The sequence below is a fragment of the Ammonicoccus luteus genome (assembly GCF_050880385.1).
Classification (GTDB): Bacteria; Actinomycetota; Actinomycetes; order Propionibacteriales; family Propionibacteriaceae; genus Enemella.
Genome location: NZ_JBNZCI010000001.1, coordinates 188,350 through 214,322 on the forward strand (window position 1 = coordinate 188,350; position 25,973 = coordinate 214,322).

24 protein-coding genes and 4 tRNA genes are annotated in these 25,973 nt (G+C 66.7%); 12 read left to right on the forward strand and 16 right to left on the reverse strand.

Annotated elements, in window-relative coordinates:
• Positions 1 to 5: 5 nt before the first annotated feature.
• A complete protein-coding gene (locus ACQ260_RS00855; protein ID WP_432557503.1) occupies positions 6 to 623 on the reverse strand; it encodes a nucleoside/nucleotide kinase family protein in 618 nt (205 codons plus the stop codon).
• Between the two features lie 118 nt (positions 624 to 741).
• Here ACQ260_RS00855 and ACQ260_RS00860 point away from each other — a divergent pair, with 118 nt between their 5' ends.
• The 3 genes from ACQ260_RS00860 (at position 742) to ACQ260_RS00870 (ending at position 3,837) form a co-directional block, all read left to right on the forward strand.
• Positions 742 to 1,749 carry a ribonuclease HI gene (locus ACQ260_RS00860; protein WP_432557504.1) on the forward strand — a complete coding sequence of 336 codons (1,008 nt, stop codon included), beginning with the start codon at positions 742 to 744 and terminating at the stop codon, positions 1,747 to 1,749.
• Positions 1,750 to 1,852: 103 nt separating this feature from the next.
• Positions 1,853 to 2,929 (forward strand): DNA polymerase domain-containing protein, encoded by a 1,077-nt coding sequence (locus ACQ260_RS00865; protein ID WP_432557505.1) that lies wholly within the window; start codon positions 1,853 to 1,855, stop codon positions 2,927 to 2,929.
• 35 nt (positions 2,930 to 2,964) lie between these two features.
• Positions 2,965 to 3,837 carry a PPK2 family polyphosphate kinase gene (locus ACQ260_RS00870; RefSeq protein WP_432557506.1) on the forward strand — a complete coding sequence of 291 codons (873 nt, stop codon included), beginning with the start codon at positions 2,965 to 2,967 and terminating at the stop codon, positions 3,835 to 3,837.
• A gap of 61 nt (positions 3,838 to 3,898) precedes the next feature.
• Here the strand turns inward: ACQ260_RS00870 and ACQ260_RS00875 are convergent, their stop codons facing one another.
• The 7 genes from ACQ260_RS00875 to ACQ260_RS00905 form a co-directional block, all read right to left on the reverse strand.
• Complete coding sequence (locus ACQ260_RS00875; protein WP_432557507.1) at positions 3,899 to 4,747, reverse strand: sirohydrochlorin chelatase; 849 nt, start codon at positions 4,745 to 4,747, stop codon at positions 3,899 to 3,901.
• 193 nt (positions 4,748 to 4,940) lie between these two features.
• On the reverse strand, positions 4,941 to 5,858 hold the full coding sequence (locus tag ACQ260_RS00880; RefSeq protein ID WP_432557508.1) for a YihY/virulence factor BrkB family protein: 918 nt from the start codon (positions 5,856 to 5,858) through the stop codon (positions 4,941 to 4,943).
• 42 nt (positions 5,859 to 5,900) lie between these two features.
• The gene (locus ACQ260_RS00885) at positions 5,901 to 6,329 is read right to left on the reverse strand and encodes a CBS domain-containing protein (protein WP_432557509.1); all 429 of its coding nucleotides are present in this window, start codon (positions 6,327 to 6,329) and stop codon (positions 5,901 to 5,903) included.
• Between the two features lie 159 nt (positions 6,330 to 6,488).
• Positions 6,489 to 7,343 (reverse strand): alpha/beta fold hydrolase, encoded by an 855-nt coding sequence (locus ACQ260_RS00890; protein ID WP_432557510.1) that lies wholly within the window; start codon positions 7,341 to 7,343, stop codon positions 6,489 to 6,491.
• A gap of 172 nt (positions 7,344 to 7,515) precedes the next feature.
• A complete protein-coding gene (locus tag ACQ260_RS00895; RefSeq protein WP_432557511.1) occupies positions 7,516 to 9,558 on the reverse strand; it encodes a PQQ-dependent sugar dehydrogenase in 2,043 nt (680 codons plus the stop codon).
• 78 nt (positions 9,559 to 9,636) lie between these two features.
• The gene (locus ACQ260_RS00900; RefSeq protein ID WP_432557512.1) at positions 9,637 to 10,287 is read right to left on the reverse strand and encodes an NUDIX hydrolase; all 651 of its coding nucleotides are present in this window, start codon (positions 10,285 to 10,287) and stop codon (positions 9,637 to 9,639) included.
• Between the two features lie 54 nt (positions 10,288 to 10,341).
• Positions 10,342 to 10,599 carry a zinc-ribbon domain-containing protein gene (locus tag ACQ260_RS00905; protein WP_432557513.1) on the reverse strand — a complete coding sequence of 86 codons (258 nt, stop codon included), beginning with the start codon at positions 10,597 to 10,599 and terminating at the stop codon, positions 10,342 to 10,344.
• A 116-nt stretch (positions 10,600 to 10,715) separates the two neighbouring features.
• Here ACQ260_RS00905 and ACQ260_RS00910 point away from each other — a divergent pair, with 116 nt between their 5' ends.
• From ACQ260_RS00910 to ACQ260_RS00925, 4 genes are all read left to right on the forward strand, one after another.
• Positions 10,716 to 11,990: a thiamine pyrophosphate-dependent enzyme gene (locus ACQ260_RS00910; RefSeq protein WP_432557514.1), complete on the forward strand. Its 1,275-nt coding sequence runs from the start codon at positions 10,716 to 10,718 to the stop codon at positions 11,988 to 11,990.
• 1 nt (position 11,991) lies between these two features.
• Positions 11,992 to 13,008: an alpha-ketoacid dehydrogenase subunit beta gene (locus tag ACQ260_RS00915; protein WP_432557515.1), complete on the forward strand. Its 1,017-nt coding sequence runs from the start codon at positions 11,992 to 11,994 to the stop codon at positions 13,006 to 13,008.
• A 3-nt stretch (positions 13,009 to 13,011) separates the two neighbouring features.
• Positions 13,012 to 14,295, forward strand: coding sequence for a dihydrolipoamide acetyltransferase family protein (locus ACQ260_RS00920; protein ID WP_432557516.1), 1,284 nt, complete (start codon positions 13,012 to 13,014; stop codon positions 14,293 to 14,295).
• A 154-nt stretch (positions 14,296 to 14,449) separates the two neighbouring features.
• Positions 14,450 to 15,040, forward strand: a complete 591-nt coding sequence (locus ACQ260_RS00925) for a hypothetical protein (protein WP_432557517.1) — start codon at positions 14,450 to 14,452, stop codon at positions 15,038 to 15,040.
• A 75-nt stretch (positions 15,041 to 15,115) separates the two neighbouring features.
• Here ACQ260_RS00925 and ctlX read toward each other — a convergent pair whose 3' ends face one another.
• Positions 15,116 to 16,039 (reverse strand): citrulline utilization hydrolase CtlX, encoded by a 924-nt coding sequence (gene ctlX, locus ACQ260_RS00930; protein WP_432557518.1) that lies wholly within the window; start codon positions 16,037 to 16,039, stop codon positions 15,116 to 15,118.
• Between the two features lie 21 nt (positions 16,040 to 16,060).
• Positions 16,061 to 16,891, reverse strand: coding sequence for an SDR family oxidoreductase (locus ACQ260_RS00935; protein WP_432557519.1), 831 nt, complete (start codon positions 16,889 to 16,891; stop codon positions 16,061 to 16,063).
• Between the two features lie 76 nt (positions 16,892 to 16,967).
• On the opposite strand from ACQ260_RS00935, the gene ACQ260_RS00940 reads away from it, so the two are divergent.
• The 3 genes from ACQ260_RS00940 (at position 16,968) to ACQ260_RS00950 (ending at position 21,977) form a co-directional block, all read left to right on the forward strand.
• Positions 16,968 to 17,462, forward strand: a complete 495-nt coding sequence (locus tag ACQ260_RS00940; RefSeq protein ID WP_432557520.1) for a pyridoxamine 5'-phosphate oxidase family protein — start codon at positions 16,968 to 16,970, stop codon at positions 17,460 to 17,462.
• 240 nt (positions 17,463 to 17,702) lie between these two features.
• Positions 17,703 to 19,643, forward strand: coding sequence for a hypothetical protein (locus ACQ260_RS00945; RefSeq protein WP_432557521.1), 1,941 nt, complete (start codon positions 17,703 to 17,705; stop codon positions 19,641 to 19,643).
• Between the two features lie 174 nt (positions 19,644 to 19,817).
• Complete coding sequence (locus ACQ260_RS00950; RefSeq protein WP_432557522.1) at positions 19,818 to 21,977, forward strand: hypothetical protein; 2,160 nt, start codon at positions 19,818 to 19,820, stop codon at positions 21,975 to 21,977.
• Positions 21,978 to 22,152: 175 nt separating this feature from the next.
• Here the strand turns inward: ACQ260_RS00950 and ACQ260_RS00955 are convergent.
• The 3 genes from ACQ260_RS00955 to ACQ260_RS00965 form a co-directional block, all read right to left on the reverse strand.
• A tRNA-Val gene (locus tag ACQ260_RS00955) sits at positions 22,153 to 22,228 on the reverse strand.
• Between the two features lies 1 nt (position 22,229).
• Positions 22,230 to 22,300, reverse strand: a tRNA-Cys gene (locus tag ACQ260_RS00960).
• 41 nt (positions 22,301 to 22,341) lie between these two features.
• A tRNA-Gly gene (locus tag ACQ260_RS00965) sits at positions 22,342 to 22,414 on the reverse strand.
• A 133-nt stretch (positions 22,415 to 22,547) separates the two neighbouring features.
• Between ACQ260_RS00965 and ACQ260_RS00970 the strand changes: the two genes are divergently transcribed.
• Positions 22,548 to 23,414 (forward strand): aminotransferase class IV, encoded by an 867-nt coding sequence (locus ACQ260_RS00970; protein WP_432557523.1) that lies wholly within the window; start codon positions 22,548 to 22,550, stop codon positions 23,412 to 23,414.
• Between the two features lie 72 nt (positions 23,415 to 23,486).
• Here ACQ260_RS00970 and ACQ260_RS00975 read toward each other — a convergent pair whose 3' ends face one another.
• Positions 23,487 to 23,918 (reverse strand): hypothetical protein, encoded by a 432-nt coding sequence (locus tag ACQ260_RS00975; protein WP_432557524.1) that lies wholly within the window; start codon positions 23,916 to 23,918, stop codon positions 23,487 to 23,489.
• Between the two features lie 151 nt (positions 23,919 to 24,069).
• Between ACQ260_RS00975 and ACQ260_RS00980 the strand changes: the two genes are divergently transcribed.
• A tRNA-Val gene (locus tag ACQ260_RS00980) sits at positions 24,070 to 24,145 on the forward strand.
• A 414-nt stretch (positions 24,146 to 24,559) separates the two neighbouring features.
• Here ACQ260_RS00980 and ACQ260_RS00985 read toward each other — a convergent pair.
• Together ACQ260_RS00985 and ACQ260_RS00990 are read right to left on the reverse strand one after the other, a co-directional pair.
• Complete coding sequence (locus ACQ260_RS00985; RefSeq protein ID WP_432557525.1) at positions 24,560 to 25,096, reverse strand: flavin reductase family protein; 537 nt, start codon at positions 25,094 to 25,096, stop codon at positions 24,560 to 24,562.
• The gene (locus ACQ260_RS00990) at positions 25,089 to 25,829 is read right to left on the reverse strand and encodes a pyrimidine reductase family protein (RefSeq protein WP_432557526.1); all 741 of its coding nucleotides are present in this window, start codon (positions 25,827 to 25,829) and stop codon (positions 25,089 to 25,091) included. The genes ACQ260_RS00985 and ACQ260_RS00990 overlap by 8 nt, the downstream gene beginning before the upstream one ends.
• Between the last annotated feature and the right edge of the window lie 144 nt (positions 25,830 to 25,973).

Sequence of the window (25,973 nt, forward strand, 5' to 3'; positions counted from 1 at the left end):
CCACCCTAACCCTCGAGCCGAATGACCACGTCCGCACGGGCGGCGGTCGGCGCGATGATGCGAGCGTTGGGTTCGTCCACCTGATCAACCCAGGCCCGTGCATCGTCGGCGCTGTCCCCGGCACGGGCGCGGCGAGCAAGGAGCCTGCTCCGGCGGGTCTCGTCGCTGAGTTGGAGGAACCAGGCCTCGTCCAGGCGTGAGCGGATGTCGCCCCAATCGGGACGGTCGAGCAGCAGATAGTTGCCCTCGACAATGACAAGGCGGGCTTCCGGGTCGATGGGGATCGCGCCTGCGACGGCTGTCTCGGTCGGGCGGTCGAACCGCGGCGCATAGATGATCTCCGGCCCGTCCTCCCGCAGCCTGTCGAGCAAGGCCTTGAACCCCGGCACATCGAAGGTGTCCGGCGCGCCCTTCCGCTCGCGACGCCCGAGCCGCACCAGCTCTTCGTTGGCCAGATGGAAACCGTCCATCGGCACCACCGCGGCCCGCGGTCCCATGGCGTCGGCCAGCCCCCGGGCGATCGTCGACTTCGCGGATCCGGGCGGACCGGCGATGCCGAGCAGCCGGCGCTCGCCATCGGCGATAAGTGCTTGCATGCGTTCGACCAGGACGTTGATCTCCATCGGGCGTACGCTATCGCCCCGCGCCCGGCACGCCGAGGTCGCGGAGCGCGCCGGTCTCGGAGAGAAACTCGCCCGGGGAATTTTCGCAATGCGGGTGCGGCCGCGGGGTTGACTGGGCATGAGCATCCTCAGCAGCCTCTCCAGCGCCCTTGTCAGTTGGCTCTTCCCAGCCGCCGGCCGCCCTGCGGATTTCGGGGAGGTGGTCCACTGGGCTGAACCAGCGGCTCCCGATCCCGAACAGACCGACGTTGCGTCCCGCCCGGTCCTGACCGTCCTGATCTGGCTCGCCCCCCGTGTGGGCGGCCACCGGCTGGTGTTCGCCTGGAGTCGTGATGACGAACCTCCGGTGCTGTCGGACGAGCCGGTCGCGGGTCTCGACCAGCGCACCAGGAACGCTCGGGTCCTGGACCGCTTCGCCGAGGCGTACTCCCTCGCCCAACAGCACGACTGCGATCTCGACCTCTGGCTGGGTTGCCGACCCGTTCGGGACGAGCTCGCCCAAGTCGTCGGGGCGTTCCCGGGGCTGAGCCTGCGGGACCGGCCGGGGGAGCGGCACGTCGGGCTGCGGGAGTACGCCGTCGCGCGGCTGGAGTGCCCGGTCGGGGTCTCGCCACCGGCCCGGACTCAACCGGAGACGTTCACGCCGCCGACGTTGGTGGTTGCCACCGACGCCTCGATCGCCCGGGGCGTGTGTGGCATCGGAATCGCCTGCATCACCGAAGCCGGCGAGGTGGCGACCGAGTTCATCGACTCCGGTGAGTGCATCACCGTCGGGGAGATCCTGGCCGTCGATCTCGCGCTGCGCACCTTCCCGAACCAGCCGCTGACGGTCCTCACCGACAGTCGGGCCGTCGAGCATGCGGTGGCGCATCCCCATCGCCAGTCCCCGGCCGCACGCCGAGCACTCACCCGCATCGCCCGCGCCGAGCGTGCCGGCTTGCTGACGATCCACTGGGTCCGCGCGCACCGCGGACATCCCCTCAACGAGGCAGCCGACCGGCACGCCCGGGCAACCCGTGCGGAAGCCCAACTCCGGCAGTCTGCGCCAACACCGCAGGCGATCACGGCAGACATCGCCGCTGAAGTCGCGGCCGGCCGGGGGAACGGCCAATCCGCTGTCGCCTGACCCCGACGAAGGGTCGAGGCCACGGGGCTCTATCGCGAGCCTCACTTGCCGGCGGACGCGCCGGGCGAGTGACGCACGGCGGCGCGCCCCCTAGATTGAGGCCATGGCAGCCAAGGCCGTGGAACTCGAGGCAGGGGGGCGTGTCGTCCGCGTCTCCAGCCCGGACAAGATGTATTTCCCCGAGCTGGGTCTGACCAAGCTCGATGTGATCCGCTATTACCTGGCCGTCGGCGACGGGCTGTTGGCCGCGCTCCGGGAACGACCCACGACGATGGAGCGGTGGCCCGGTGGTGTCCGAGAGGGCATGCGTCTGGTCACGCGGATGGGCGACGGCGGCGATGCGTTCTATCAAAAGCGCGTGCCCAAGGGCGCGCCGGACTGGGTGCAGACGGCGACGATCCGCTTCCCGTCCGGCCGCACCGCCGACGAGGTCTGCCCGACCGAGTTGGCAACGATCGCTTGGATGGGCAACCTCGGCACGCTGCGGTTCCATCCTTGGCCGGTGCGGATGGCCGACACCGAGCTGGTCGACGAACTCCGCATCGACCTCGATCCCCAGCCCGGCACCGACTTCGCGGACGCTGCGCGGGCCGCACTCGAGTTCCGCGAGGTCCTCGCCGACGCCGGCCTCGAGGGCATGCCCAAGACCTCCGGCGGCCGCGGTGTGCACGTGTTCGTCCCCGTCCAGGGGTGCGGATTCATCGAAGCCCGGCACGCCGTGATCGCGTTGGGCCGCGAGCTCGCCCGGCGTCTGCCGGACCGGGTGACCACGCACTGGTGGAAGGAGGAACGGGGGGAGCGGATCTTCGTGGATTTCAACCAGATGGCCAGGGACCGGACCATCGCGGCGGCGTACTCCATCCGACCCGTCCCGCAAGCCCGCGTCTCCGCCCCGCTCACCTGGGCCGAGCTCGAGTCGGCGAGTCCCGACGACTTCACCGTGGTGACGATGCAGGAACGGTACGCAGAGTTTGGCGATGTGTGGGCCCCGCTCTATGAGCAGGGGCCGGGGCGGATCGACACGGCGCTCGCATGGTTCGCCCGCGACGCAGAGGCGGGGGAGGGTGAGATGCCCTATCCGCCGGAGTACCCGAAGATGCCCGGCGAGCCCCCACGTGTGCAGCCCAGCAAGAAGGTTGCCGAGCACTGGGATGCCGACGGGAACCGCGTGGAGGGTTGAGCCCGTCGTCTGCGCGGCTGCGGCAGACTGAGCAGATGGCGAAGAGCAAGAAGAAAAAGGACACCGAGTTTTCGGTCGCAGACGCCCTCCGTGTGCCCGCGGGCCCCGTGCGGGTCGAGGACTTCGACCCGGGCGCAGCGCCCGCGTACCCGGGGGAGGGCAAGGACGATGCCCCGGCCCAGATGGCGGCTATGGCGCCGGAGTTGTCGGATCTGCAGGAGCGGCTGTACGCGGCAGGTCGCGACAACCCTGACTCGCCCAGGTTGCTGCTGATGCTCCAGGGGCTGGACACCTCCGGCAAGGGCGGCGTCATTCGGCACGCCGTCGGGATGGTGGATCCGCAGGGCATCGACCTGACCGCGTTCAAGGTGCCGACGGCGGAGGAGCGCGCCCACCACTATCTGTGGCGGATCCGCAAGGCGCTCCCCGCACCCGGCATGATCGGCATCTTCGACCGTTCGCACTATGAGGATGTCCTCGTCGTCCGTGTCGACGAACTCGTGTCGATGGAGGAAATCCCCCGGCGCTTCGACGAGATCAATGCCTTCGAGGCCGAGCTCGCCGACCAGGGCATCACCCTGATCAAGTGTTTCCTGAACGTGTCCCACGAGGAGCAGAAGGAGCGTCTCCTCGAGCGGCTGAGAGATCCCGAGAAGCACTGGAAATACAACCCCGGGGACGTTGACGTGCGCATGAAGTGGACGGACTATATGGACGCCTATTCCGATGTCCTGACCCACTGCAACACCGAGCGCGCCCCGTGGTTCGTGGTGCCGGCCGACAGGAAGTGGTATCGCAATTGGGCGGTCGCACGGCTCATGCTCGAGCACCTGCGGGCACTCGATCTGGGCTGGCCCGCGGCGGACTTCGACGTCACCGGGGAGATCGCGCGGGTGGACGCGACCTGAGACAGCAGTGGCCCCGGAGATCGCTCCCCGGGGCCACTGCGAAGTCCGTGATCAGAGCGGCTCAGGCACCGAGGACCCGCAGGTGGCGATCGTTTTCGGCGGTCTGGCGGTCATCGTTCTCCGCCTCGGTGATGCCGAAGTCGATCAGGTCCATGGCCGCCACCGCATAGCGTCCCCATGCGATGTCGAGGAGTTCCTCCTCGGCGCCCAGCGGATCGGAGACCGCGATCGCGCCGGCTCGATAGGCCTGGTCAGCCTGGTGCATCCAGACCTCGTCCGGGGCGAGGAACAGTGAACCGACAGCAATATGGCGTCGGCCCTGGCCCCGCAGCGAGTTGATGGCGGTGGCAATGCCGGGAGCCATGCCGGTCGCGGTCGCCGTCACAACCGGGAGTTTGTGGTGCAGCGACCACTGCCGCGCCCGACGCGACAACAGGGACTGGCTGCGCTGGTCGTGGGTGCCTTCGCAGGACAGCACCAACCCATCGAGCTCATAGGCGTGCGCCGCGGACAGCGCCGTGCGCAGGCGGCGGTCCACCAGAGAGAGCAGGGTCGCCTCCGGGCCCACGGGGCGTGCGACGCCGATCCGAAGCTTGGGGTGGGTTTTCTGCACGGACTCGACCATCGCCAGAATCTTCGGGTCGGTGCCGAAGGTGCTGGAGAGATTCATGGGGACGAACACCAATTCGGTGGTCTTCGAGCGAGCAATGCGCGCGACTACTTGGGGTCCGCTGGGCGGACAGTGGTCGAGGAAGGCGGTATGCACCGACACTTCAGGACGGGCGGTCTGAATGCCCACGCGCATCGCATGGGCCACCTCAGCCACTTGGTTGCTGGTGCTGCCATGTGCAAGCAGGACAAGCGCCGGAGCTGTCATCGCGGGATAGGCCTTCCCCAGTCGGGCAGGCACGAAGAAAGGTAGGCTGGCGCCCGCATTTCCCTCAAAGCCTGCAAGTGGATCGGCGCCGTTGCCGTGTCAAGCGTTCAAGCGCTGGTGCGACCTGCAACCACTCGACGACTTCACTTAACCGGGCGCGCCCGGCCTACGCCAACCTCGATATCATAGTGTGAGATAACGTTTCGCATATTGGAACACAACTGGCCTAGTTCGCACAATTTTCGCTTTGCTGAGGGGTTTCGTCCGGAGGATCCTCGGCCTCATCCACGTCTTCCAGCACATGTTCCGCCGTCTGTGCGGTGATGCCCACCCATCGGGGGGCCACCTTGGCGACCGCCGCGTTGAGGGCGGCGCCGACCAATGCGGCGAACGCAATCAGATAAAGCCACAGCAACAGGGCGATCGGGGCGGCGAGCGGGCCGAAGATCGAGGTTCCGCCGGTGAGAGTGGTCAGGATCCACCGCAGGGCCGCAGATCCCAGCAGCCAGACGATCAGGGTGAGGGCGGCGCCCGGAACGTGGGCCCGCCAATAGTGGCGCACCGGGGTCGCCCAGTGGAGCAGCGTGACCAAGACGGCCAGCGTCGCCACGAGAACGATCGGCCAATAGAGCGCGGCCAGGATGCCGAGTCGGTCCGGCAGCAGCCGTTCGACGAGCCGTGGTCCTGCGACCACGAGCGGGAGTGTGATTGCGCCGCCGAGGAGAAAGGCGAGATAGACGCCGAACGACCAGATCCGGGCTCGGACCAGGCCGCGGGTGCCGCCAACGCCATACATGATCATGATCGCGTCGACGAACACCGCGGTGGCGCGCGAGCCGCTCCACAGAGCGATGAGAAAGCCGAGCGACACGATGTCGAACCGGCTGGAGCCCAGCACCTCGTCCAAGGTGGGCGCGATGAGTTGGTGGACGGTGTCCGGGGTCAAGAACTGACCTGCGTAGTGCAGCGCTTGGTCCCGGAACCCCGACACGTCGGTCAGAGTGAAGCGCCGGGCGATGAAGCCGATGGAGCCGGCGAGGCCGAACACCAGCGGCGGCAGCGACAGCAGGGTGAAGAATGCAACCTCGGCCGCCAGACCGGTCACCCGATAGTGCAGGCTTGCGAGCACGGTCTGCTGCAGCATCCGCCACAGCCCGCGCAGGCGGCGATTGATGGTTGTCCCCAATCAGCCCTGCACGTAGGAGATCAGCTGGTTGCGCTCCTCGGTGAGCTGATCCAACCGGCTCTTGACGACGTCGCCGATGCTGATGATGGCGGCGAGTTGCTCCTCCCGCAGCACCGGAAGATGCCGGATGCGCAGGTTCGTCATGCGTTCGGCCAGCGTGGCGATGTCCTCGCCGGGCTGGCACGTGTGGACGTCCCGCGACATGAGCGTCGCGACATCCTGTTCGAGGATTGCTGCGCCGGACTCCGCCAAGCCGCGCACCACATCACGTTCACTGGCGATGCCGTGGACGAATCCCCGGTCGTCCGACACCACGACGGCGCCGATCTTGTGCTTGTTCAGCAGGGCTACCAACGCCGCGACAGTCTCGTCGCTGCGGATGGTGATGACCTCTGCGCCTTTGCGATTCACCACATCCTGGACTTTCATGCGCCAAACTTAAACGGCGAGAGCCTCCCCGCGCCAGAGAACTCGTGCCTTGCCTCATGAAAGTTCCTTCGGCTCTCGGCGGAATTGCCGTCCCGCGCCGGAATTGCCACGACCCCCGGCTGCCGCGGGGTGCGGAGCCGGGGGCCGTGAACGGGTGAATCAGGCAACTTCCTTGCGGTTGAAGAAGTTGATCAGCGACTGGGCGAAGTCCGCCTCGCGCTCGATCTGGACCCAGTGACCGCAGTGGGCGAAGACCTGGAGGTCGGCGCGGTCGATCATCTGATGCAGGGCATAAGAGGTCGACAGCGGGATGACCTGGTCCTCGCGGCCGTGGATGACGAGGGTCTCCTGCTTGATGCCGCGGATCTTGTCGGCATCGGTGATCTGCGACTGGACCCAGCGCTGACGCGGAGCCGGGAACATCGCGGAGAACGACTCGTGGAAACCGGGCTCGATGGAGGCCTTGTAGCGGGTCTCGGCCAGGTTCTCGTTCTGGGCCAGCTCGTCGCCCCACGCCATGGTGCGGATGGCCTGGGCCATGTTCTCCACCGACGGCTCATAGCCCCAGATGGTGTCCAGGCCCTCGCCCTCGACGATCGGGAAGTCGACGCCCATGGAGCCCATGAGCACGAGGCGCTCAACGGCCTCCGGGTGATCAGTGGTCAGACGGATCGCGTTCGAGCCACCGAAGGAGTTGCCCACGAGGTGGGCCTTCTCGATCCCCTTGGCCTGCATGAAGGCATAGGTCTGGTCGGCCCAGACCTGGCAGTTGAACTCGATGCCCTCGGGGCGGTCCGAATAGCCGAAGCCGACCATGTCGGGGGCGAGCACGTGGAAGTGCTCGGAGAGGATCGGGATGATGCCGCGCCAGTTGGCATAAGCGGTCACGCCGGGGCCCGAGCCGTGCATCAGGATGACGGGCGTGCCGCCCTTGTCCTCGCCGGCCTCGAGATAGTTGGTGTTGAATTCACCAGTCTTGATGCTCTTACCGATTGCCGGGTTTTCTTCGGCCATGGGTGTGTCCTCCACCTGTCGATTGACCAGATCGCCCCACTCTGGACGACCTTCTCTCCGAACCTTAGTGGTCGCTCTCACGACGGACTAGGCCACCCCCGCCTAGTGGACTCGAAACCTGCAAATCACCCCGCGCGGGCACGCGGCGGGGTGATCTTCCGAGCGGTTCGCATCACCAGCGCAGGTGCATCATCCCACCTTGGAACGGTTGCCAGCAGTGCCCGGGCTCGCATGCCTCTTCGCCCGTTGGATAACCCCAGCGGCCGTTTTCCCAGCCCGACCGGGCCCAGGTGTCCCTGAGGGCGCCTCGCACAGGCTGTGCTCCCGAAGCCGGAGACCAATAGATCGAGCCGTTCTGGAAGGTTTGGAAGCATCCTCCGCGGGTCAGGCCGCATGCTTCGTCGCCCGTGGGATAGCGGAGCACCCCGGTCTCCGCGCCCATCTGGGCGAAGCGTGCCTGGATCGCGCCGCGAACGAACTGCGCCCCTGTCGCGGGTGACCAATAGATGGTCCCGCCCTGGAATCGCTGGAAGCAGCCCCCGGCGGCCAGCCCACAGATCTCGCTGGTCACGGGATAGCCGAGGAAGCTCCGCTCCCAGCCCATCCGGGCCCATTTGTCGCGGATGGCCCCGCGCGCGAACCGTGCGCCGGTTGCCGGCGACCAATAGATCGAGCCGCCCTGGAAGTGCTGGAAGCAGCCGCCTCGGGTCAGCCCGCAGATCTCGTCCGTCGTCGGATAGCCGAGGAGGCCGCTCTCCCAGCCCTGCCCGGCCCACTGGTCGCGGATGAGGCCACGGGTGAAGCGCCCTCCGGTGGCGGGGGACCAATAGATCGAGCCGCCCTGGAACGTCTGGAAGCAACCTTCCCCGCGCAGCCCGCAGACCGTGTCACCGGTCGGATAGCCGAGGAAGCCGGCCTCCCAGCCCTGGCGGCCCCAGTGATCCCGGACCGCGCCACGCACCACCTGCGCGCCGGTCGCCGGGGACCAATAGACCGAACCCTTCTCATAGCGGCTGAAGCAGCCACCACGAGCCAGTCCGCACCACGGACCCCCGTCGCGAACCCCGAGGAGGCCGGCGCCCGCTGCCGCGTATGCCCAGTCGGTCGGGTGCTGGCCCGGCACCAGCGCCCGGGCGTCCACCAGCAGAATCCGGTCGGCGTTGTTGCCGTTGGAGGTCACGACGAACAGGCGCCCGTCGGCTGCGGGCAGCAGGGTGCGGATCCGGCCATATCGGCCGGTGAAGTGGCGGGTGGGCGTGCCACCATCGGTCGGCACTGCCCACACCGACTGGCCGCGCAGGCCGGCGATCAACACCGTGCGACCGACCACCGTCAGCCCGGAGGGGGAGGCATCGGCGGGCCGCCACGTGTGGACGGGATTCGTGTACGCAGGATCGCTGCAGGGTTCGGTCGAGCCGAATCGGAAGTTGCCCTCGCAGAGGGGCCAGCCATAGTTGCGTCCCCGCTCGATGCGGTTGAGTTCGTCCCAGGCGTTCTGGCCGAACTCCGACGCCCACATGCGGCCGGTGCTGTCCCAGTCGATGCCCTGCACGTTTCGGTGCCCATAGGACCAGATGCGGGCCTCGAGGCCGGGCCGTCCGGCGAACGGATTGCCGGGCGCCGCTGCGCCGTCGCGATCTATGCGGAGGATCTTGCCGGCCATGCTCCGCAGGTCCTGCGCGGTGGCGCGATTGTTGGTGTCGCCGGTCGTCACATAGAGATAGCCGTCCGGCCCGAACTTGAGCTGGCCACCCGAGTGCGCTCTTCCATGGGGAATGCCGGACAGGATCACCCGGTCCGGAGTGATCCGTCCACCGTCCCAGGTGAGCCGCCAGATGCGGTTGTCGTTGCCGGTTTCGGTGATGGTGGAGGCGTACGCGAACAACACGCGCGGGTTCTCCGGGTCGCGGACCAGTCCGAGCAGGCCGCCCTCGTTGAGCGGTTGAACATTCGGCACGGTGCCCACGACTCGCCGTTGGCCATCCCCGGTGACCCGACTGATCTCAGCCGAGTCGGACGAGGTCACCAGCACCGAACCGTCGTCCAACTGGACAATGCCCCAGGGCAGATGGAGTCCACCGGCGATGGTGGTCTCTCCGGGCGCCCAAGGAACGGGCGCTGCCTCCGCTGTCGGAGCGGACGGCGCGAGCAGGCTGAGTGTGCAGACGAGAGTTGCGAGCAGCGCAATAATTCGTGTGCGGAGGGATGGGATCACAGGACCCAGATTCGCAGTCTCAGGCCTGAGTGACGCGTTAGAACACGCGCAGGGTGTCGACTTTTCTTCGCACTGACGTCAGATGTCGCGGGCGTACGCGGCAAGGAGTCGGTAGGGCAGCGCGTGCCTGATCGTCGCATCCCACGGTCGAGAGTGCCCGCCCAGCTCCAGCACGGACTCCAGCAGGTTGGCGGTGACGCCCCAGACGATCAGGTCGTCGACGAAGAAGCCCGGGCCCCGGAAGCCGCCGGGGGCAGTGGCGGTGAACCGGTTGATCGGATTGGCGAGTTCGGCGACGGTGGGCAGCACGACGCGGCGTACTTCCTCCGGATCCACCACGCCCACCGCGTGTGGCTCGTGCCACCAGCCGAGCACCGGGATGAAGGCGGTCCGATTCGGGGTCATATAGACCCCCGGCAGGAGGTCGATGATCTCCACCGTGCGCGGATCGACGCCTATCTCCTCGGTGCTCTCCCGCACTGCGGCCTGGGCCGGCGTCTCGCCGGGGTCGACATGCCCGCCGGGAAACACGACCTGGGCCGCGTGCGAGCGCAGATGGTGGGCCCGCTCGGTCAGCACCACGCGGGTATCACCGGCGTCATCGGCCCAGAACAGCACCAGCACGGCCGACGAACGCAAGGGGTCCGGTGGCACGGGATGCTCGGCGAACCACGCCGGGACGTTCGCATCCAGCCGCCCTCGGATCGAGCGGAGCCAGTCGGGGACCACGGGCTGACTGTACGCCGCAGCGCCCGCCGGGAGACGGTGTCGTCCGCGCCGTGATCACCGCAGGTGCTGCCGCGACTGCAGCGAACCCGTCAGTTGCTCGGCCTCCTCGCGATCGAGCCGGCTCTCCGCGCCGCACATCGCGCATTGCATGCCGAACCGCGTGGAGACGGTGAACAGGGGGATGAAGAAGAGGGTGAACTTGTCGGTCACCTTCTCGAGGCGGTGGGCGGCGGGGTGCCCGCAATATCGGCACACCAGCGTGAGGACGCCCAAGATCTCGCGATAACCCTTGGTGCCGAAAATCAGAAGCATGCAGCGAGCCTACGCGGCTTGGCGGCGTGTTCATCCACAGGCCGACCCGACCCCCGAGAAGTGCGACTTTCGGGGCAAATGTGAGCTGTGTCACAGCGATCTGGCAAGCTTGATGAATGGAGCCACTGAAACTCACCATCCCTGAGCCACAGTGCCGCCCCGGTGACAACCCGGACTTCTCCGAGGTGGCGATCCCACCTGCAGGGGCGGCCCCGCGTCCTGCGCTCGATGCGCCTGCCGAATCCATGCATGACCTCGCGTTCACGCTCATCCGCGTGTTGGACGACGAAGGCCATGCGGTCGGCCCCTGGGCTGAAAGCCCAGAATCCACCGCCGGCGTCGATCCGACGACCGGCACCGAAAAGCTCTCGTTGTCGTTCGACCAACTGCGCGAAGGCCTGGAACACATGCTGACGCTGCGGGCCCTCGACCACCGGATGCTGCTGGCCCAGCGACAGCAGAAAACGTCGTTCTATATGCCGCACCTCGGCGAGGAGGCGGTCTCGTGCGCGTTCCGACGTGCTCTGCGTGAGGGCGACATGAACTTCCCGACCTATCGCCAGGCGGGTCTCCTGATCGCGGGCGGTTATCCGCTGCTGTCGATGATGAATCAGGTGTACGCGAACGCCGGTGACCCCACCCACGGGCGCCAGCTGCCGGTGCTCTATTCCGCGAAGGACCACGGGTTCTTCTCGATCTCGGGCAATCTGGCGACCCAGATCCCGCAGGCGGTCGGGTGGGCCATGGCCTCCGCGATCGCGGGCGACACCAAGATCGCGGTCGCCTGGATCGGGGACGGGTCCACGGCGGAGGGTGACTTCCATGCCGGGCTCGTGTTCGCGTCCACCTATCAGCCGCCGGTCGTGCTCAACGTCGTCAACAACCAGTGGGCGATCTCGACCTTCCAGGGCATCCCGCGTGGCCGGTCACGGACCCTGGCCCATCGGGGTCTCGGCTATGGCATCCCGTCGTTGCGGGTCGACGGCAACGACTATCTGGCGGTGTACGCGGCCGGTCGCTGGGCTGCCGATCGAGCCCGGGCCGGCCACGGTCCCACGCTGATCGAGCACGTGACCTATCGCGCCGGCGGACATTCCACCTCCGATGACCCATCGGCCTATCGCCCGGCCGGGGAAAGCGAGGCATGGCCGCTGGGTGATCCGATCCAACGCCTGAAGCAGCACCTCATCGTCTCCGGCGAGTGGTCCGAGGAACAGCATGCCGAACTGATCGCCAAGGTCACCGAACACGTGATCGAGACGCAGCAGCAGGCCGAGACGATCGGCACCCTGCACCACGGCAGCCGCTCGAGCCGCAAGTTCATGTTCGATGGCGTCTTCGAGGACCTCCCGCCCCACTTGGAGCGCCAGCGCGAGGAAGCGGGGTTCTGACATGCGCACGATGTCGATGATCGAAGCGATCCGCGACGCGCACGATGTCGCGATGGACGCCGATGAGCGCGTCGTGGTCTACGGCCAGGACGTCGGCTATTTCGGCGGGGTGTTCCGGTGCACGGCGGGGTTGCAGAAGAAATATGGCAAGAGCCGCTGCTTTGACGCTCCCATCTCCGAACAGGGGATCGTCGGGACCGCGATCGGCATGGCGGCGTACGGACTCCGACCCATCGTCGAGATCCAGTTCGCCGACTATATGTACCCGGCGTACGACCAACTCGTCTCCGAAGCCGCCCGGTTGCGCTATCGCTCTGCCGGAGACTTCACCTGCCCGATGGTCGTCCGCATGCCCATGGGCGGCGGGATCTTCGGCGCCCAGACCCACAGTCAGTCGCCCGAGGCGCTGTTCACCCATGTGGCCGGCCTGAAGACGGTGATTCCGTCGAATCCCCATGACGCCAAAGGGCTGCTGCTCGCCGCGATCGAGGACCCCGATCCGGTGATCTTTCTGGAGCCCAAACGGCTCTACAACGGGCCGTTCGACGGACACCCGGATCGGCCGATCGTGGCCTGGAAGGGCAACAAGGCGGCCGAGGTGCCGGAAGGGCACTATGTCGAGCCGTTGGGCAAGGCGGTCATCCGCCGGGCCGGTGAAGCGGTGACGGTGCTGACGTACGGGACGATGGTCTACGTCGCGTTGGCTGCAGCCGCTGAGGCCGGGATCGACGCCGAGGTGATCGATCTGCGCACGCTGGTGCCGCTCGATCTCGAGACGATCACCGCGTCGGTCCGCAAGACCGGGCGGTGTGTGATCGTCCATGAGGCGACGCTGACCAGCGGCTACGGCGCCGAGCTCGCCGCGCTCGTCCAGTCGGAATGCTTCTATTCGCTGGAGGCACCGGTCCGCCGTGTGGCGGGGTGGGACATGCCGTATCCGCATGTCCACGAGTGGCACTACTTCCCGGGGCCTGCTCGGGTCGGGTGCGCGCTCCGCGAGACGGCAGAGGCGGTGTGAGAGATGGGGGAGTACGCCATCAAGATGCCCGACATCGGTGAGGGAATCGCCGAGGCCGAGCTCATCGAATGGTTGGTGAACGTCGGCGACGAGGTCGCGACCGACGCGCCGCTCGCCGAGGTCACCACCGACAAGGCTCGGGTGCAGATTCCGTCGCCGGTCGCCGGGACCGTGCACTCGCTGGGCGCCGAGCCGGGAGAGTTCATCGCAGTCGGCGCGGAGTTGATCCGGCTCACCGTCGCCGGCGGTGGCAACGTCGGTCCTGCCGCCAGGACCGAGGAGGCTGACAGGACCGTGGCGACCGCCAAGCCCGGCGACGCCAGGTCCGAGGTGTCCGCCAAATCCGGGAACCCCACCAAGCGGGAGCATTCCGCGGAACTCGAGGAACCCGCCCAATCCGCGCGCCCCGCCATAGCGGCATCGGCCAAGGTGCTGGCCGCTCCGGCGGTGCGGGGGCGCGCCCGCGATGCCGGTGTGGATCTCGGCGACGTCCGGGCAACCGGACCGGAAGGCCGGGTGACCGCGGCCGACCTCGCGGCTCACCTCAACCGGTCGGGCGCGGCGCCCGCGCCGGCCGCCGAGTCCGTCGAGGACATTCAGCTCATGGGGATCAGGCGCATCACTGCCAAGCGCATGCAGCAGGCCTGGCGCGAAGTGCCTCACATCACCATCGTGGAAGAAGTGGATGTCACGGAACTGGAGAGTCTGCGTACTCGCCTCAACAGCGACCACACGCCCAGGGTGACGGTCCTGCCGTTCGTGATGCGCGCGATCGTGGCAGCGGTGGGGGAGCAGCCGGAATTCAACGCGCACTTCGATGATCAGACGGACACCATCAGGCGATACACGCCAGTGCACGTGGGCATCGCCACACAGGCGCCCGACGGGCTGAAGGTTCCGGTGATCCGCGATGCGGGCGCGCTGGATCTGTGGGAGGCCGCAGCGCGGATCGAGGAGCTGAGCGCGGCAGTCCGTGACGGCAGGGCCGGAAGGGAGGAACTGAGCGGGTCCACGATCACGGTCACCTCCCTGGGGAAACTGGGGGCGATCGCGACGACGCCGATCATCAACCGTCCTGAGGTCGCCATCGTCGGTGTGAACCGAATGGCCGTGCGGCCGATGTGGAACGGCTCGGAGTTCGTGCCGCGGACGATGATGAACCTGTCCAGCAGCTTTGATCACCGGGTGATCGACGGCTGGGCGGCCGCGCGCTTCGTTGCCCGGTTGAAGGAGTTGCTGGAAATGCCGGCGCTGCTGTTCATCCCGACGAAGCCCCAGGGGGCTTGAGGGGTCATCACCCCCCAAGGGGTGTGCCGTGGCCCGTGCCGACTCCGTATGGTTGTGCTTGGTGCCCACCGCTGGTGGTCACCCGAGGACTGGGACCACCCCTTTTTCAACCCTCCTCGAACAACGAAATATCGCCAAATGGAAGGCAGTTTGAATGACCTCCATGTCCGAGCAGTACCTCGAGAACACCCGTGAAGCCCAGGCCAAGTGGGTCGAGGCCACCAAGTCCGTGCTTGATGAAGCCAAGCGGGCCTTCGACGGCGAGACCCTCGCCGTTGATCCGGCCGTCGCCGGTGAGCGCTGGCAGCAGGGGATCGACCAGGTCTTCGACTTCTGGACCCGCGTGGTCGAGTTCAACCGTGACGTCGCGAAGCGAGTCGCCGACGCCAATCTCGAATACCTCAACGTCCTGCAGCGTCAGGCCGAGGCCGCCGGCGGGCAGGCGCTCGCGCGCTTCGAGGAGGCCCGCGTCCGGGCCGCCCAGGTTGCCGATCAGACCCAGAGCGCACTCGCCAAGTCGGCGAGCGAGCTGGAGAACGCCGGGAACATCGTCGCGGAGAAGACCGCCCGTCAGTTCGAGAAGAACGTCGACACCGCGGCCGACCAGACCGTGGCGATGAGCCAGCGGGTTGGGGACCAGGCCGAGAAGGCTGCGGCCGAAGGGGAGGACGTTGCCGAGTCCGCCCGCAAGGAGACCCGACAGGCCGGAGCCCGCGCCCGCAAGGCCGCTGACACCGACAAGTAACACCCCACCGGAGCGTGTCGGCTCGAGCCCGCACGCTCCGGCGGTTGCTGCACGCGGGCATTCACCTGTCCCAGCTCAACGGCGCGACAGGTGGATGCCCGCGAGCATGCACCGCACCGAGCCCCCCGCGAGTTCGATCGTGGGCACATCGATCGCCACGAGTTGGGCCGACGACTCGATCCGCGCGCGCTGGTCCGCTGTGAACGATGCCGCCGCGCGGGCGGAACATGCATAGATCCGCCGATCTGAGCCGCTGAGCTCCAAACCATTGCCGGCGAACTCGGTCACCTGCTCCCACGAGATCTCGATCACGTCGCGACCCGAGTCACGCAACCGGGCGACGATCTCATCGCGGCGCGCGGCGTCGGTCATCACCTCGGTGCACAGCACCGCGAACTCGGTAGCGATGCTGCAGATCACGTTGGTGTGATAGATCGCGTTCCCGGCCGGGTCGCGGTTCGCGAAAACCATGGGCTCATAGCCGAAGTGGGTGCAGAACCGTTCCAGCAGGATGGGGTCGGCCCGATAGGACTCCCCGACATAGGCCACCCGTTCGGCGTGGTCGAGGATCATCGCGCCCGTCCCCTCCAGGAACAGTCCGTCGGGTTCCATGCCGGAATAGTCGATGATTTCCTGCACGCGATATTCACTCTTCAGCATCTCGATCACGTCCGGTCGGCGTTCCCCCCTGCGGCTGGGTGCTGCCATCGGATAGATCGCGACCCGGCCGCCGCGGTGCGTCGAGAACCAGTTGTTGGGAAACACCGAGTCAGGCGTCTCCCTGGTCAGGTCGTCGAACACATGCACCCGAACGCCGTGCTCCATGAGTGTGCGTGCAACAGCATCGACCTCACGAAGGGCGCGGGCTTCAAAGGTCTCCGCGTTGATCTCGGGACGCGGAAGTTGGAAGACGTTGTCGGCTGCAGTCTCGGGGTTCGGTGTGAAGTAGTGCGGTCGCACCATCACGACCGCCGATGGAGCCTGGATCTGGTGGCGCATGGCCTCATCGTGGGCCGTCCGTCACGAAGTGTCCACCGCCCAGCGCCGGAACCCACCCTCGGAGTTGAGGACCTGCCCGACGACCCAGCGCCCTTCGTCGGAGACGAGGAAGGCCACAAGTCGCGAGACGTCATCGGGCTCCCCGAACCGGCCGAGTGGGAAGCTCTTGCGCAGGCCGTCGAGTTGCTCAGGGGTGAACGAGCCGCCCTCCGGGCTGAGGTATCCCGTATCCACCGGCCCCGGGTTGATCACGTTGAGCAGGATTCCGCGGTCGAGAAGTCCGTCAGCCACCGAAGCAGCGACCCCGGCGAGTGCGGCCTTGCTGGCCGCGTACGCAATCTCATCCCGCATCGGGCCCAACTGTTGCCCGGAAGTGAACCAGATGACGCGCCCGCCCGCGCGGCCATCGTGCCGAGCGGCGAACTCCTTCGTGAGCAGGATCGTGGAACGGGTGTTGACCGCATAGTGCTGATCGAGCCGTGCCGGCGTCATGTCCGCGAGCGGACCGTCCCCGCCCGACCGCGCGTGGACAGCGGCGAGGATGTCGAGGTGGCCGTACGCCGCAGTGGCCGCGTCGACCACCCTCGTCGGGGCTGACGGGTCGGCGAGGTCCGCGCCGAGGTGTTCGACTCGGCGAGTCGGATCGATCGCGCGCAGCTCAGCGACGACGCTGTCGAGGTCATCGGCGCCCCAGGGCTGCCGCTCGTCGTGCGGCCGGTGATGTGTCACGAACAGGTCGGCGCCCATGGCCAGCAGCCGCCTCGCCACCGCGAACGCGATGCCCTGTCGACGGCTGACACCGGTCACGAGCGCAACGCGGCCGAGGAGTGGAGGATTCGGTTGGCGGGTCATGGCGTCAACCTCCCACGATCGGCCCGCCGTCTCCAGGTACATTCGTAAGAATAGATAAATCGATAGGAGAATTCGCATGACCGAAGCACCCAACCCGACCGAGAACCGTCGCAAGGTCGCCGAGTTGATCAAGGGCGTTCGCATCGCGATGCTCACGACCATCGACGAGGCCGGGCGGCTGGTGAGCCGTCCGATGACGACCCAGGATGTCGAGTTCGACGGGAGCATTTGGTTCATCGCCCAGCGTGACTCGGATCTGGCGCGTCAGATCGAAGCCGGCCGCGTCGAAGCGAACGTGGCGTATGCCGGGTCCTCCAGCTGGGTCTCCGTTTCCGGCAAGGCGCGAGTGGTCAACGATCCCGTCAAGCTGCGGGACGAGTGGAACAGGTTCACCGACGCCTTCTTCGAGAGCGGCCCGGATGATCCGAACAACGTGCTGATTCTGGTCGAGGGCGAGAGCGCCGAATACTGGGATTCCCCGGGCGGAAAGGTCACCCAACTCGCCCAGCTCGCCAAGTCGCTCATCACCAAGGAGCCCGTCGAGGGTGAGAACAAGGTGATGGATCTCTGAGGTGTCGGGAATCGGCGCGGCTGGTCGCGAGCGGGACGTGAGTGGGATGGGCGCGCGGTCGAACCACGCGACGCGATTAATCACGATCCTTACCGCATATAAAAGCCTCACCTTCTAGCTGAGGTCCCGGGAACCCGTGTGGCGCCTGAGCCTGCTGTGGCGCGGGTTTCCGGGGTTAACGATTGAATTCTAAATCATGATTCGTTGACACCTGAGAAATACCCTCAGCATTGTGTGAGCGTGACCACACCGACCAAACGGAAGCTGTTCGCGTTCCCCGGCGCGTTGGCGGCAGGAATCCTGCTGACATCGATCGGAACAGGACCAGCTGAGGCCCAGGCCGCGGCGGTCTATCCGCACATCTGGGCCGCCCATGCGCCCACCTACCAGCAACTGCCCGACGATGCACCGCTCGATCCGAACTCGGCCGCGATCATCCAGAACATCAAGCGGTACGGCATTGAGCAGTGGGGAGATCCCGCTCGCGGTCTACCGTCGATGAACCTGAACACACACAGTTACTCCGCCCCATTCTGGGTGGCCAGCAATGACGACCCTGCGTACGACATCAAGTTCACCGATTGTCAGCGGAAAGGCGCGACGCCGCGCGAGTTCGAAGAGCTTCGGGGCGTGCACATCCCCGATCGGGCGAGGCCTTCCTCCGGCACCGACAGCCAGCTGTCGGTCTACAACCGGGACACCGGCCGTTACGTGGACCTGTGGGTTTCCCAGAAGCGGGCAGACGGATGGTACGCCTGCTGGGGCGGATCTATCAGTGACTCGCACACCGCCAACGGCTTCTTCCCGTCGCCCCGGGGTGTCTCGGCGTCCGGTAGCGCGCTCGAGCCATACATGATCAAGGCCGCCGAACTCCGGGCTGGCCGGATCGACCACGTGATCGGGATGTCCGTGCCGATCGAGGTCGTTGACAGCTACGTCTCCAGGCCGGCAACGCGAACGGACGGGCACTTGCCGCGGGCGTACAACACCGTGTCCGAAGGACAGCTTCTGCGCCTCCCTGCGAACCTGGACGTCGACGCGCTCAACCTGCACCCCGTGGCGGCGACCATCGCACGGGCCGCCCAGGAACACGGCTTCATGATCGTCGACCGCTCGGGTGGCATCAATCTCTCGGCAGAGAACGCCATCACGTTCGACGTCGACCCCTATCCCGCGCTGTTCGGTCAGGCGGACAGCTGGAACGTGATGCTGGGTGGCCGTCATCGGCAATACAACCCCTTCCCCTGGGACCGTCTGCAGGCGGTGCAGCGGGACTACATCGGACCGATCACGAACGTCGGGGGAGACGTAACGCCGACACCGACACCTACGCCCACCGCGACGGCGTCCCCGACTCCCACCGTGACGCCTACTGCGACGGCGACGCCAACGGCGACGACCTCCCCGACGCCCACGGCGACTGCGACCCCGACGCCCACGGCGACTGCCACGCCCACGGCGACTGCGACCCCGACGGCGACTGCTACGCCCACGGCGACTGCGACCCCGACCACGCCGCCTCCGACGTCCGGGGTACGCGTGATCGTCGGCGACCAATCGACCCACACGTTCGGGTTCGATGCGGTGGGCGCGCCTCCCGGGACCCGGATGGACATCACCTGGAGACGCGGCACGGCTGGCCAGACGGCGTTCACTACTGCGGATACGTGGTGGTCGGGCCAGCAGCCGAACTACAGGGACGCCATTGCGATCCTGCGGGACTCGACTGGTCGGGAACTCGCGCGGTCGGAAGTCCTAAAGCCATCCGGCGCGCCCATCATCGAGCCGCCGCCCATGGTTCAGGGTCCGCCGCCGACAGTCACGCCGACGCCACCTCCCACAACTCCGCCGGTGACAGTTACACCGACGCCACCTCCCACAACTCCGCCGGTGACAGTTACACCGACGCCACCTCCCACAACTCCGCCGCCGGCGACTGGCGTGCGGTTGGCCCCGACCGATCATTCCCGGGCGACCTTCGGATTCATGGCTGAAGGCGCTATTCCCGCAGGGGCGAGGATGGAGATCACCTGGACCCGCAATGGGTATGGCCAAAGCACCTCCACTTCGGCCATGGACTGGTGGTCAGGCAATCAAGCGGGATACCGCAATGCCCAAGCCACGCTGATCGACTCTTCGGGCCGGGTGGTTGCACGATCTTCGATCATTCACGGCTGGTGATCGAACTACTGCTCTGATTGGGTGGCGGTGTTTCCGCACAGGGCGCGTCGAGTTTCGTGATGGCGCGCCCTGTGCGGGTATACGCGGACAGCTACCGTGCTGCGTCTCAGGGCGTGGGTGTCCGTGTCATGCGCCCATTCTTGGCCTCTTGATTTTGGTCTTAGGCTTTGGCCTATGACTGCCCCTCCAACCACAGTTCGGCCGGATGCGCACGAGCAGCCGCGCACGCAGGAGTCGTTTCGGACCGTGCTGATCAACAGCACGACGGCCGCGGTTCTGGCCACCGGGATCATGATCCTGCTCCATGAGTTGGTGCATCTGGTGGCGGGCTTGGCACTCGGCTTCCCCGGTGTTCTGTTCCCCTTTGGGGTCGAGCACGTCGGCGAGCCGACTCCGGGGCAAGAAGCCTTCATGGCGTTGTCTGCGCCCGTGTTCAGCCTCGTCACCGGCATCATCATGGCGTTGTGGCTGCCACTGCGCCGCAAGGGTGGTTTTGCTCATTTGCTGTGGCTGTGGTTGGCATTCACCTCGCTCATGGAGGGTGTTGGCTATCTGATCATTACGCCGTTCGGCGCGGGGGACACCGCCGTTGCGGCGTCGAGCCTCGGTTGGCCGGTCGGCGTACAGATCGCAATCTGCCTGGTCGGAGTTGGCCTGCTGTTCCTCATCGCGCGGCTCTTCGCGCCCCACGTCGGGCGGCATGGCGGACCTGAGAAGGGCCCGCTCTCCCGGCAATGGGCGTTTGCGTTCTGGCCATGGGTGATCGGCACCGTGGTGAATGTCGCGTTGGCGATCACGTACTTCAACCTGTCCTCTGCGGAGATGGGCAGTGGCGCCGGCGTCGCGATCGTCGCCGCCAGCGTGGCGCTTCTCGTCTTCGCTCCGATGGCCTTCATCTTCCAGCGCTGGTTCGACAAGAACTACGAGCCGCTTGGACTCCGACCGGTGCCCGTCGTGGGACTGGTCGCGTTGGCCCTGCTGCTTGTCTTCAACTTCGTGAGTCTCGGTGGGATCAGGGCCGGAGGGGACGCGGCCACCGGGCCCGCCTATGAGCACATCTGGGCGCCCGATGCGCCGACCTATCGCGCGCTCCCGGACGACGCTCCGGTCGATCCGAATAGCACTGCGATCGTTCAGCACATCAAGCACTGGGGCATCGAGCAGTGGGGGGACAAGTCGCGCGGGCTGCCATCGATGAACCTCAGCACCTACGACTATTCGGCGCCGTTCTGGATCGCCACCAATGCGGATCCCCAGCACGACATCAAGTTCCACGACTGCTTGGACCAACACGACGACACGCCGGAGCAATTCGACGAATTGCGGGGTGTGCACATTCCGGACAACGCCCGTGCCTCCGGCGGAACCGACAAGCAACTCTCGGTGTTCAACTCGGACTCCGGCCGCTATGTCGACCTGTGGGTCGCGGAGAAGCGCGCCGATGGCTGGTACGCCTGTTGGGGCGGCTCCATCGACGACGCTCGGACGTCCCACGGCTTCTATCCCTGGCCCAAGGGGGTATCGGCATCCGGCAGCGCGCTGGAGCCCTACACGATCAAGGCGGCCGAACTGCAGGCGGGCCACATCGATCACGTGATCGGGATGGCTCTCCCCGTCGAGGTCGTCGACACCTATATTTCGGAGCCTGCCACACGAACCGATGGCGTGCTGCCGCGTGGTGACAACACGATCTCCGAGGGCCAGTTGCTGCGGCTCCCGGCCGATCTCGACATCGACGCGCTCAACCTGCACCCGGTCGCCCGGACGATCGCCAAGGCGGCCCAGGAGCATGGCTTCATGATCGTCGACCGCTCGGGAGGCATCAACCTGTCGGTGCAGAACGCCGCCACGTTCGACGTCGATCCCTATCCGGCGCTCTTCGGTGAAGCCGAAAGCTGGAACCTGATGTGGGGCGGGCCGCAGCAGACTTACGCACCGTTCCCCTGGGACGAGCTCCAGGCACTGGAGCGTGACTATGTCCCACCAGTGTCGGCCGAGGTCGCCGATCAACTCGCCGCAGCTGCGGAGGCGAGTGCCTCAGCAGCGGCAGCTTCCGCGCAGGCAGAGGGTCGCGGCGCAGAGGCGGGAACGGCCGGGATCACGCTCGAAGTGACTGACGAGTCGGAGGATTCGTTCGGCTTCCTGGCGACCGGTGCGCCGGAGGGAGCTCAACTGGAGATCACGTGGACCATCGAGGGCAGCACCCAGCAGACCACTACGGAAGCAATGGACTGGTGGTCAGGCACAAAGGTGGGTTATAGCAATGCCCAAGCCACCTTGGTCGACGCCGACGGCAACGTCCTCGCCAGGTCGCCTGTGGTCAAGCCGGTCTAGCGCTCAGCGAGCGCTGCAGCTCGTCGACCCAAGCAGAAGAGCCCGGCGGGGTGATCGCCTTAGCCCCGCCGGCGCGGAACTGCAGGGCGCGCAGCTGCGAGTCGACAAGATCTTGCGATCGAACGAAGATGGCCCCTGACTGGAGGTTTCTCCTAGTCAGAGGCCATTTCGATGGTGGTGGGCGGTACCAGATTTGAACTGATGACCTCTTCCGTGTCAGGGAAGCGCGCTACCAACTGCGCCAACCGCCCGAGGTGGGTACGGGATTTGAACCCGTGTACACGGATTTGCAGTCCGTTGCCTCGCCTCTCGGCCAACCCACCAACTGGAGTGGGATTGCTCCCGGGTGGGGACCCACGCTCCGAGCGGACGACGGGATTCGAACCCGCGACCCTCACCTTGGCAAGGTGATGCTCTACCAACTGAGCCACGTCCGCATCAGGTTGAGATCTCTCTCTTCCTGCTTCGCTCTGTCGGGGTTGCCCCCTCCAGCGCGTGGATTAACTTAGCTCACCGATTGGACCCGCGCAAATCGGATAGAACCGAGCGTGTTGGCGGCATGATGGAGGCATGACCGAGAGCGCGCGTTCTGCGTACCCCCAAGGCCTCCGCACCTGGATCGACGGCACGCTTTTCGCCGACCCGGCCCAAGCGCTGGTCCCTGCGGCCGACCACGGGCTGGTGGCGGGCGACGGTGTCTTCGAGGTGCTCAAGGTGACGGAGCTCGGGGCATTCGCGATCACGCGCCACCTCGCGAGGCTGGAGCGATCCGCTGAGCGGATGGGGCTGCCCGCTCCTGATCTCGGCCACGTCCGCCTCGGCATCGACGAAGTGCTCGCGGACCTGTCCGACTGGGAGATTCCGCACGGGCGCTTGCGAATCACCTACACGGACGGCATCGGCCCGCTCGCTTCATATCGGACGGCCGACCGGCCGTTGGTCGTCGTCTCGGCCGAACCCAGTCCGGTTCCCGAGGCGGCGGGCGGCATCGTCACCCTGCCGTGGACCCGCAATGTGAACGGAGCGATGACCGGCATCAAGACGACCTCTTACGGCGAGAACGTGCGGGGGTTGATGTACGCGAAGGCGCGCAATGCCGGCGAAGGGATCTTCGTCAACACCGACGGACTGTTGTGTGAGGGGACCGGCACCAACATCTTCTGCGTGTTCGACGAACAGATCGTCACGCCGCCCATTTCGACCGGCGCGCTGGACGGTGTGACGCGCGCGCTCGTGCTCGAGTGGTTCGGCGGCGAGGAACGCAACCTCACTCTCGCGGAGGCGAAGGGGGCCGATGAGGTCTTCCTGACGTCGACCACGCGGGATGTGCAGGCGGTCAACGATTGGGACCAACTCACGTGGCAGGCCCCGGGCCCGGTGGCGACGCGGTTGCGTGCCGAGTTCCGGCAGCGTGCGGTGGAGGACCCCGACCCCTGATCCTGGTATGTGGGGGTGAGGAGGTTGATTTCGGCGGGCTGGCTCTCGGGATTTCGTGGCTCAGGATTCGGCTCAGAACCCCTTGCGCACCTTGGCCATGCCCTCATGGGTGACTGTCCAGAAGATGATCGCGCCCGTCTTGTCCCGGATGACGATGTCGACGTCGCCGAAGTCGGAAAAATCCGTGCGCTCCCACGGCGGATCAGGGATGGTGCGAAAGAAGCCGTCATAGCCGCGCAGGGCAGTGAACACATCGCGGTGGTAGCGGCAGCGCAGCAGCGTCGACTGCCGCGCAGGTCGCATATAACCGGGCCGTTGCCCCACACCCTCCCGGCGCTCGATCACGTAGTCGGCGACCTGTTCTGGCAGCGACTCGTTCCCCACCGTGCGGTGCAGCACGAACTCGATCTCGTTCGTGGACGTGCGGATGCGGTCGAGGAACCGCAGGTACTCGTCCCGGGTCCGCAACGAGACGTCCTCGAACTCTGCCTCCGCCTGGCTCATCGCCCTCCCATTGCTCGATCGGCTCACGATAACCAGTGGTTCGGTCGCGCGCACGAGCTTTGCGACGGGGGAGTTGTTGGCGTACGCCCACGGTGTCCGCCGCGCCGATTCGGCACGCTCGCGGATCTTCGGCTATAGTCAACCCTCGCACGGGCGGTTGGCGCAGTTGGTAGCGCGTTTCGTTCACACCGAAGAGGTCGCTGGTTCGAGTCCAGTACCGCCCACCATCATCACAGAAGCCTTTGGCCAGCACCCAAGCTGAGCCAGAGGCTTTCTGCTTTCCACGGTCTCACGAGCAGGCGGAGCGCGACCTCGCAGCACGGGGGCGGACCCTGCATCCCCACATCGACTCTCCGACACGCATGCATGTCGGAGAGTGCATCCGGTGATGCAGAGTTGCTGTTCGTGATGCAGAGTGCGTGAAAAGGCATCGCGGCGCGGCCGGGAAGGCGGTCGGATAACCGGCGTCAGCGGTCGGATAACCGGCGTCAGCGGTCGGATAACCGGCGTCAGCGGTCGGATAACTCGGATAAGTCGGGTAGGCGGTCGGACAATCTGGTCAGCGGTCGAACAAGCAGTGAGCGCCGCGCGGACCGCCTCACCTGCGGGATCGCCGGGAGCGGATCGGGGGCTGGTGCCGCCTATGCCGGATCGGTCCGTGTCACCGCTGGCGCCGGACGGTCCTCCGCGGCGTGTCCTGGGCTGAGCCCGCCGAGCGCATCGAATCGAAGCGGCCGTAAGTCCTCTGCGCAATGGGCATCCTGGACAGTCAACAGGAAACAGGCGTGATCCCCGCCCGCCTCGAACAGCGCTGCACGCCGACCGATGAATCGATTGGGGAGCGCGTCAAGGAGCGGCGCCTGCGATTCCCCGGCGTGCCAGGCCACGTGCTCGAACTTGTCGATCTCGTCGCCACTGGACTCGCCGAACAAGCGAGCCACGTCCTCGTCGGACGGGGTGAGGAAATGCACCGCCAGCTCGGTGGCGTGCAACGCGACCCGGTAGGTGTGGTTCGCCTTCGAGAGCCAGACCCCGTGCTGGAGCGGGTCGATCCCGCACTGACTGTGGAAGCCCACGACGCAACCCGCGCGTTCCCGACCGTCGGAGGCCGTGACCACCAGCATGGCGGTGTTGCAATAGCGCATCAGTTCGTCGTAGGAGTCACCGGCGTCACTCATCGACGGCCCGTTCGTATCGCAGGAACAAAGTGGACTCGTGTGCGAGCGTGTGGCAGAGACGGTACGCCGAAAGGCCACCACCCTCCGGCGTCAACGCGACCGGCAGGGGATCGCCACCCATGATCGGTGACACCGTGAGGCACAGTTCGTCGAGCAGCCCCTGGGCGGCGAACCGGCCGAGGAGCGTCGGACCGCCCTCGCACAGGACCGTCGGCAATCCGCGCTCGGCGAATTCCCGGAGCAGCGCGTCGAGGTCGACGCCCTCGTCGCCCACGACAAGCACCTCCGCGGCGGCGCGAGCCCGCTCGAGCCGGTCGGCTGGGGCGGAAGCACAGGTCACCACCATCGTCAGCGCCTCCGCCTTGGTGAACAGGGGGGTGTCCCAGTCGAGATCGAGCGATCGGCTCACCACTGCGACGGGCGGCAGCGGCGTACGCCCCGCAGCCACGCGGGCGGCCTGGCGGGACTCCGGCAACCTGACCGGACCATAGCCCTCCTTGCGCACCGTCTCCGCGCCCACCAGAACGACATCCGCCAGGGCACGCATGAGCCGGAACAACTCCACGTCCGGCCCATCGGACAGCGGCCCCACCCGGCCGCCGAACGCTGCCGTGCCATCGAGTCCGGCCACCATGTTGGCCATCGTCCAGGCCCGGCCGGCGGGCGGAACCCGTGGAACGGCATAGGGCGCGAGCAGGTCGGAAACGGCCGCTGCGGTGCGGAGTTCGTGCATGGTGCCCCCTCGGTCGGCTGGCACCACGAAGAATATCGGTTTGCCGACATACATCCAGTGGCCGCTTGAGCGAGCCATCCGACCCGTCGGGCACAATGGGTGGCTGGGTCGGCCATTGTCGGGTCGATCCTCGTTTCTCCCGAA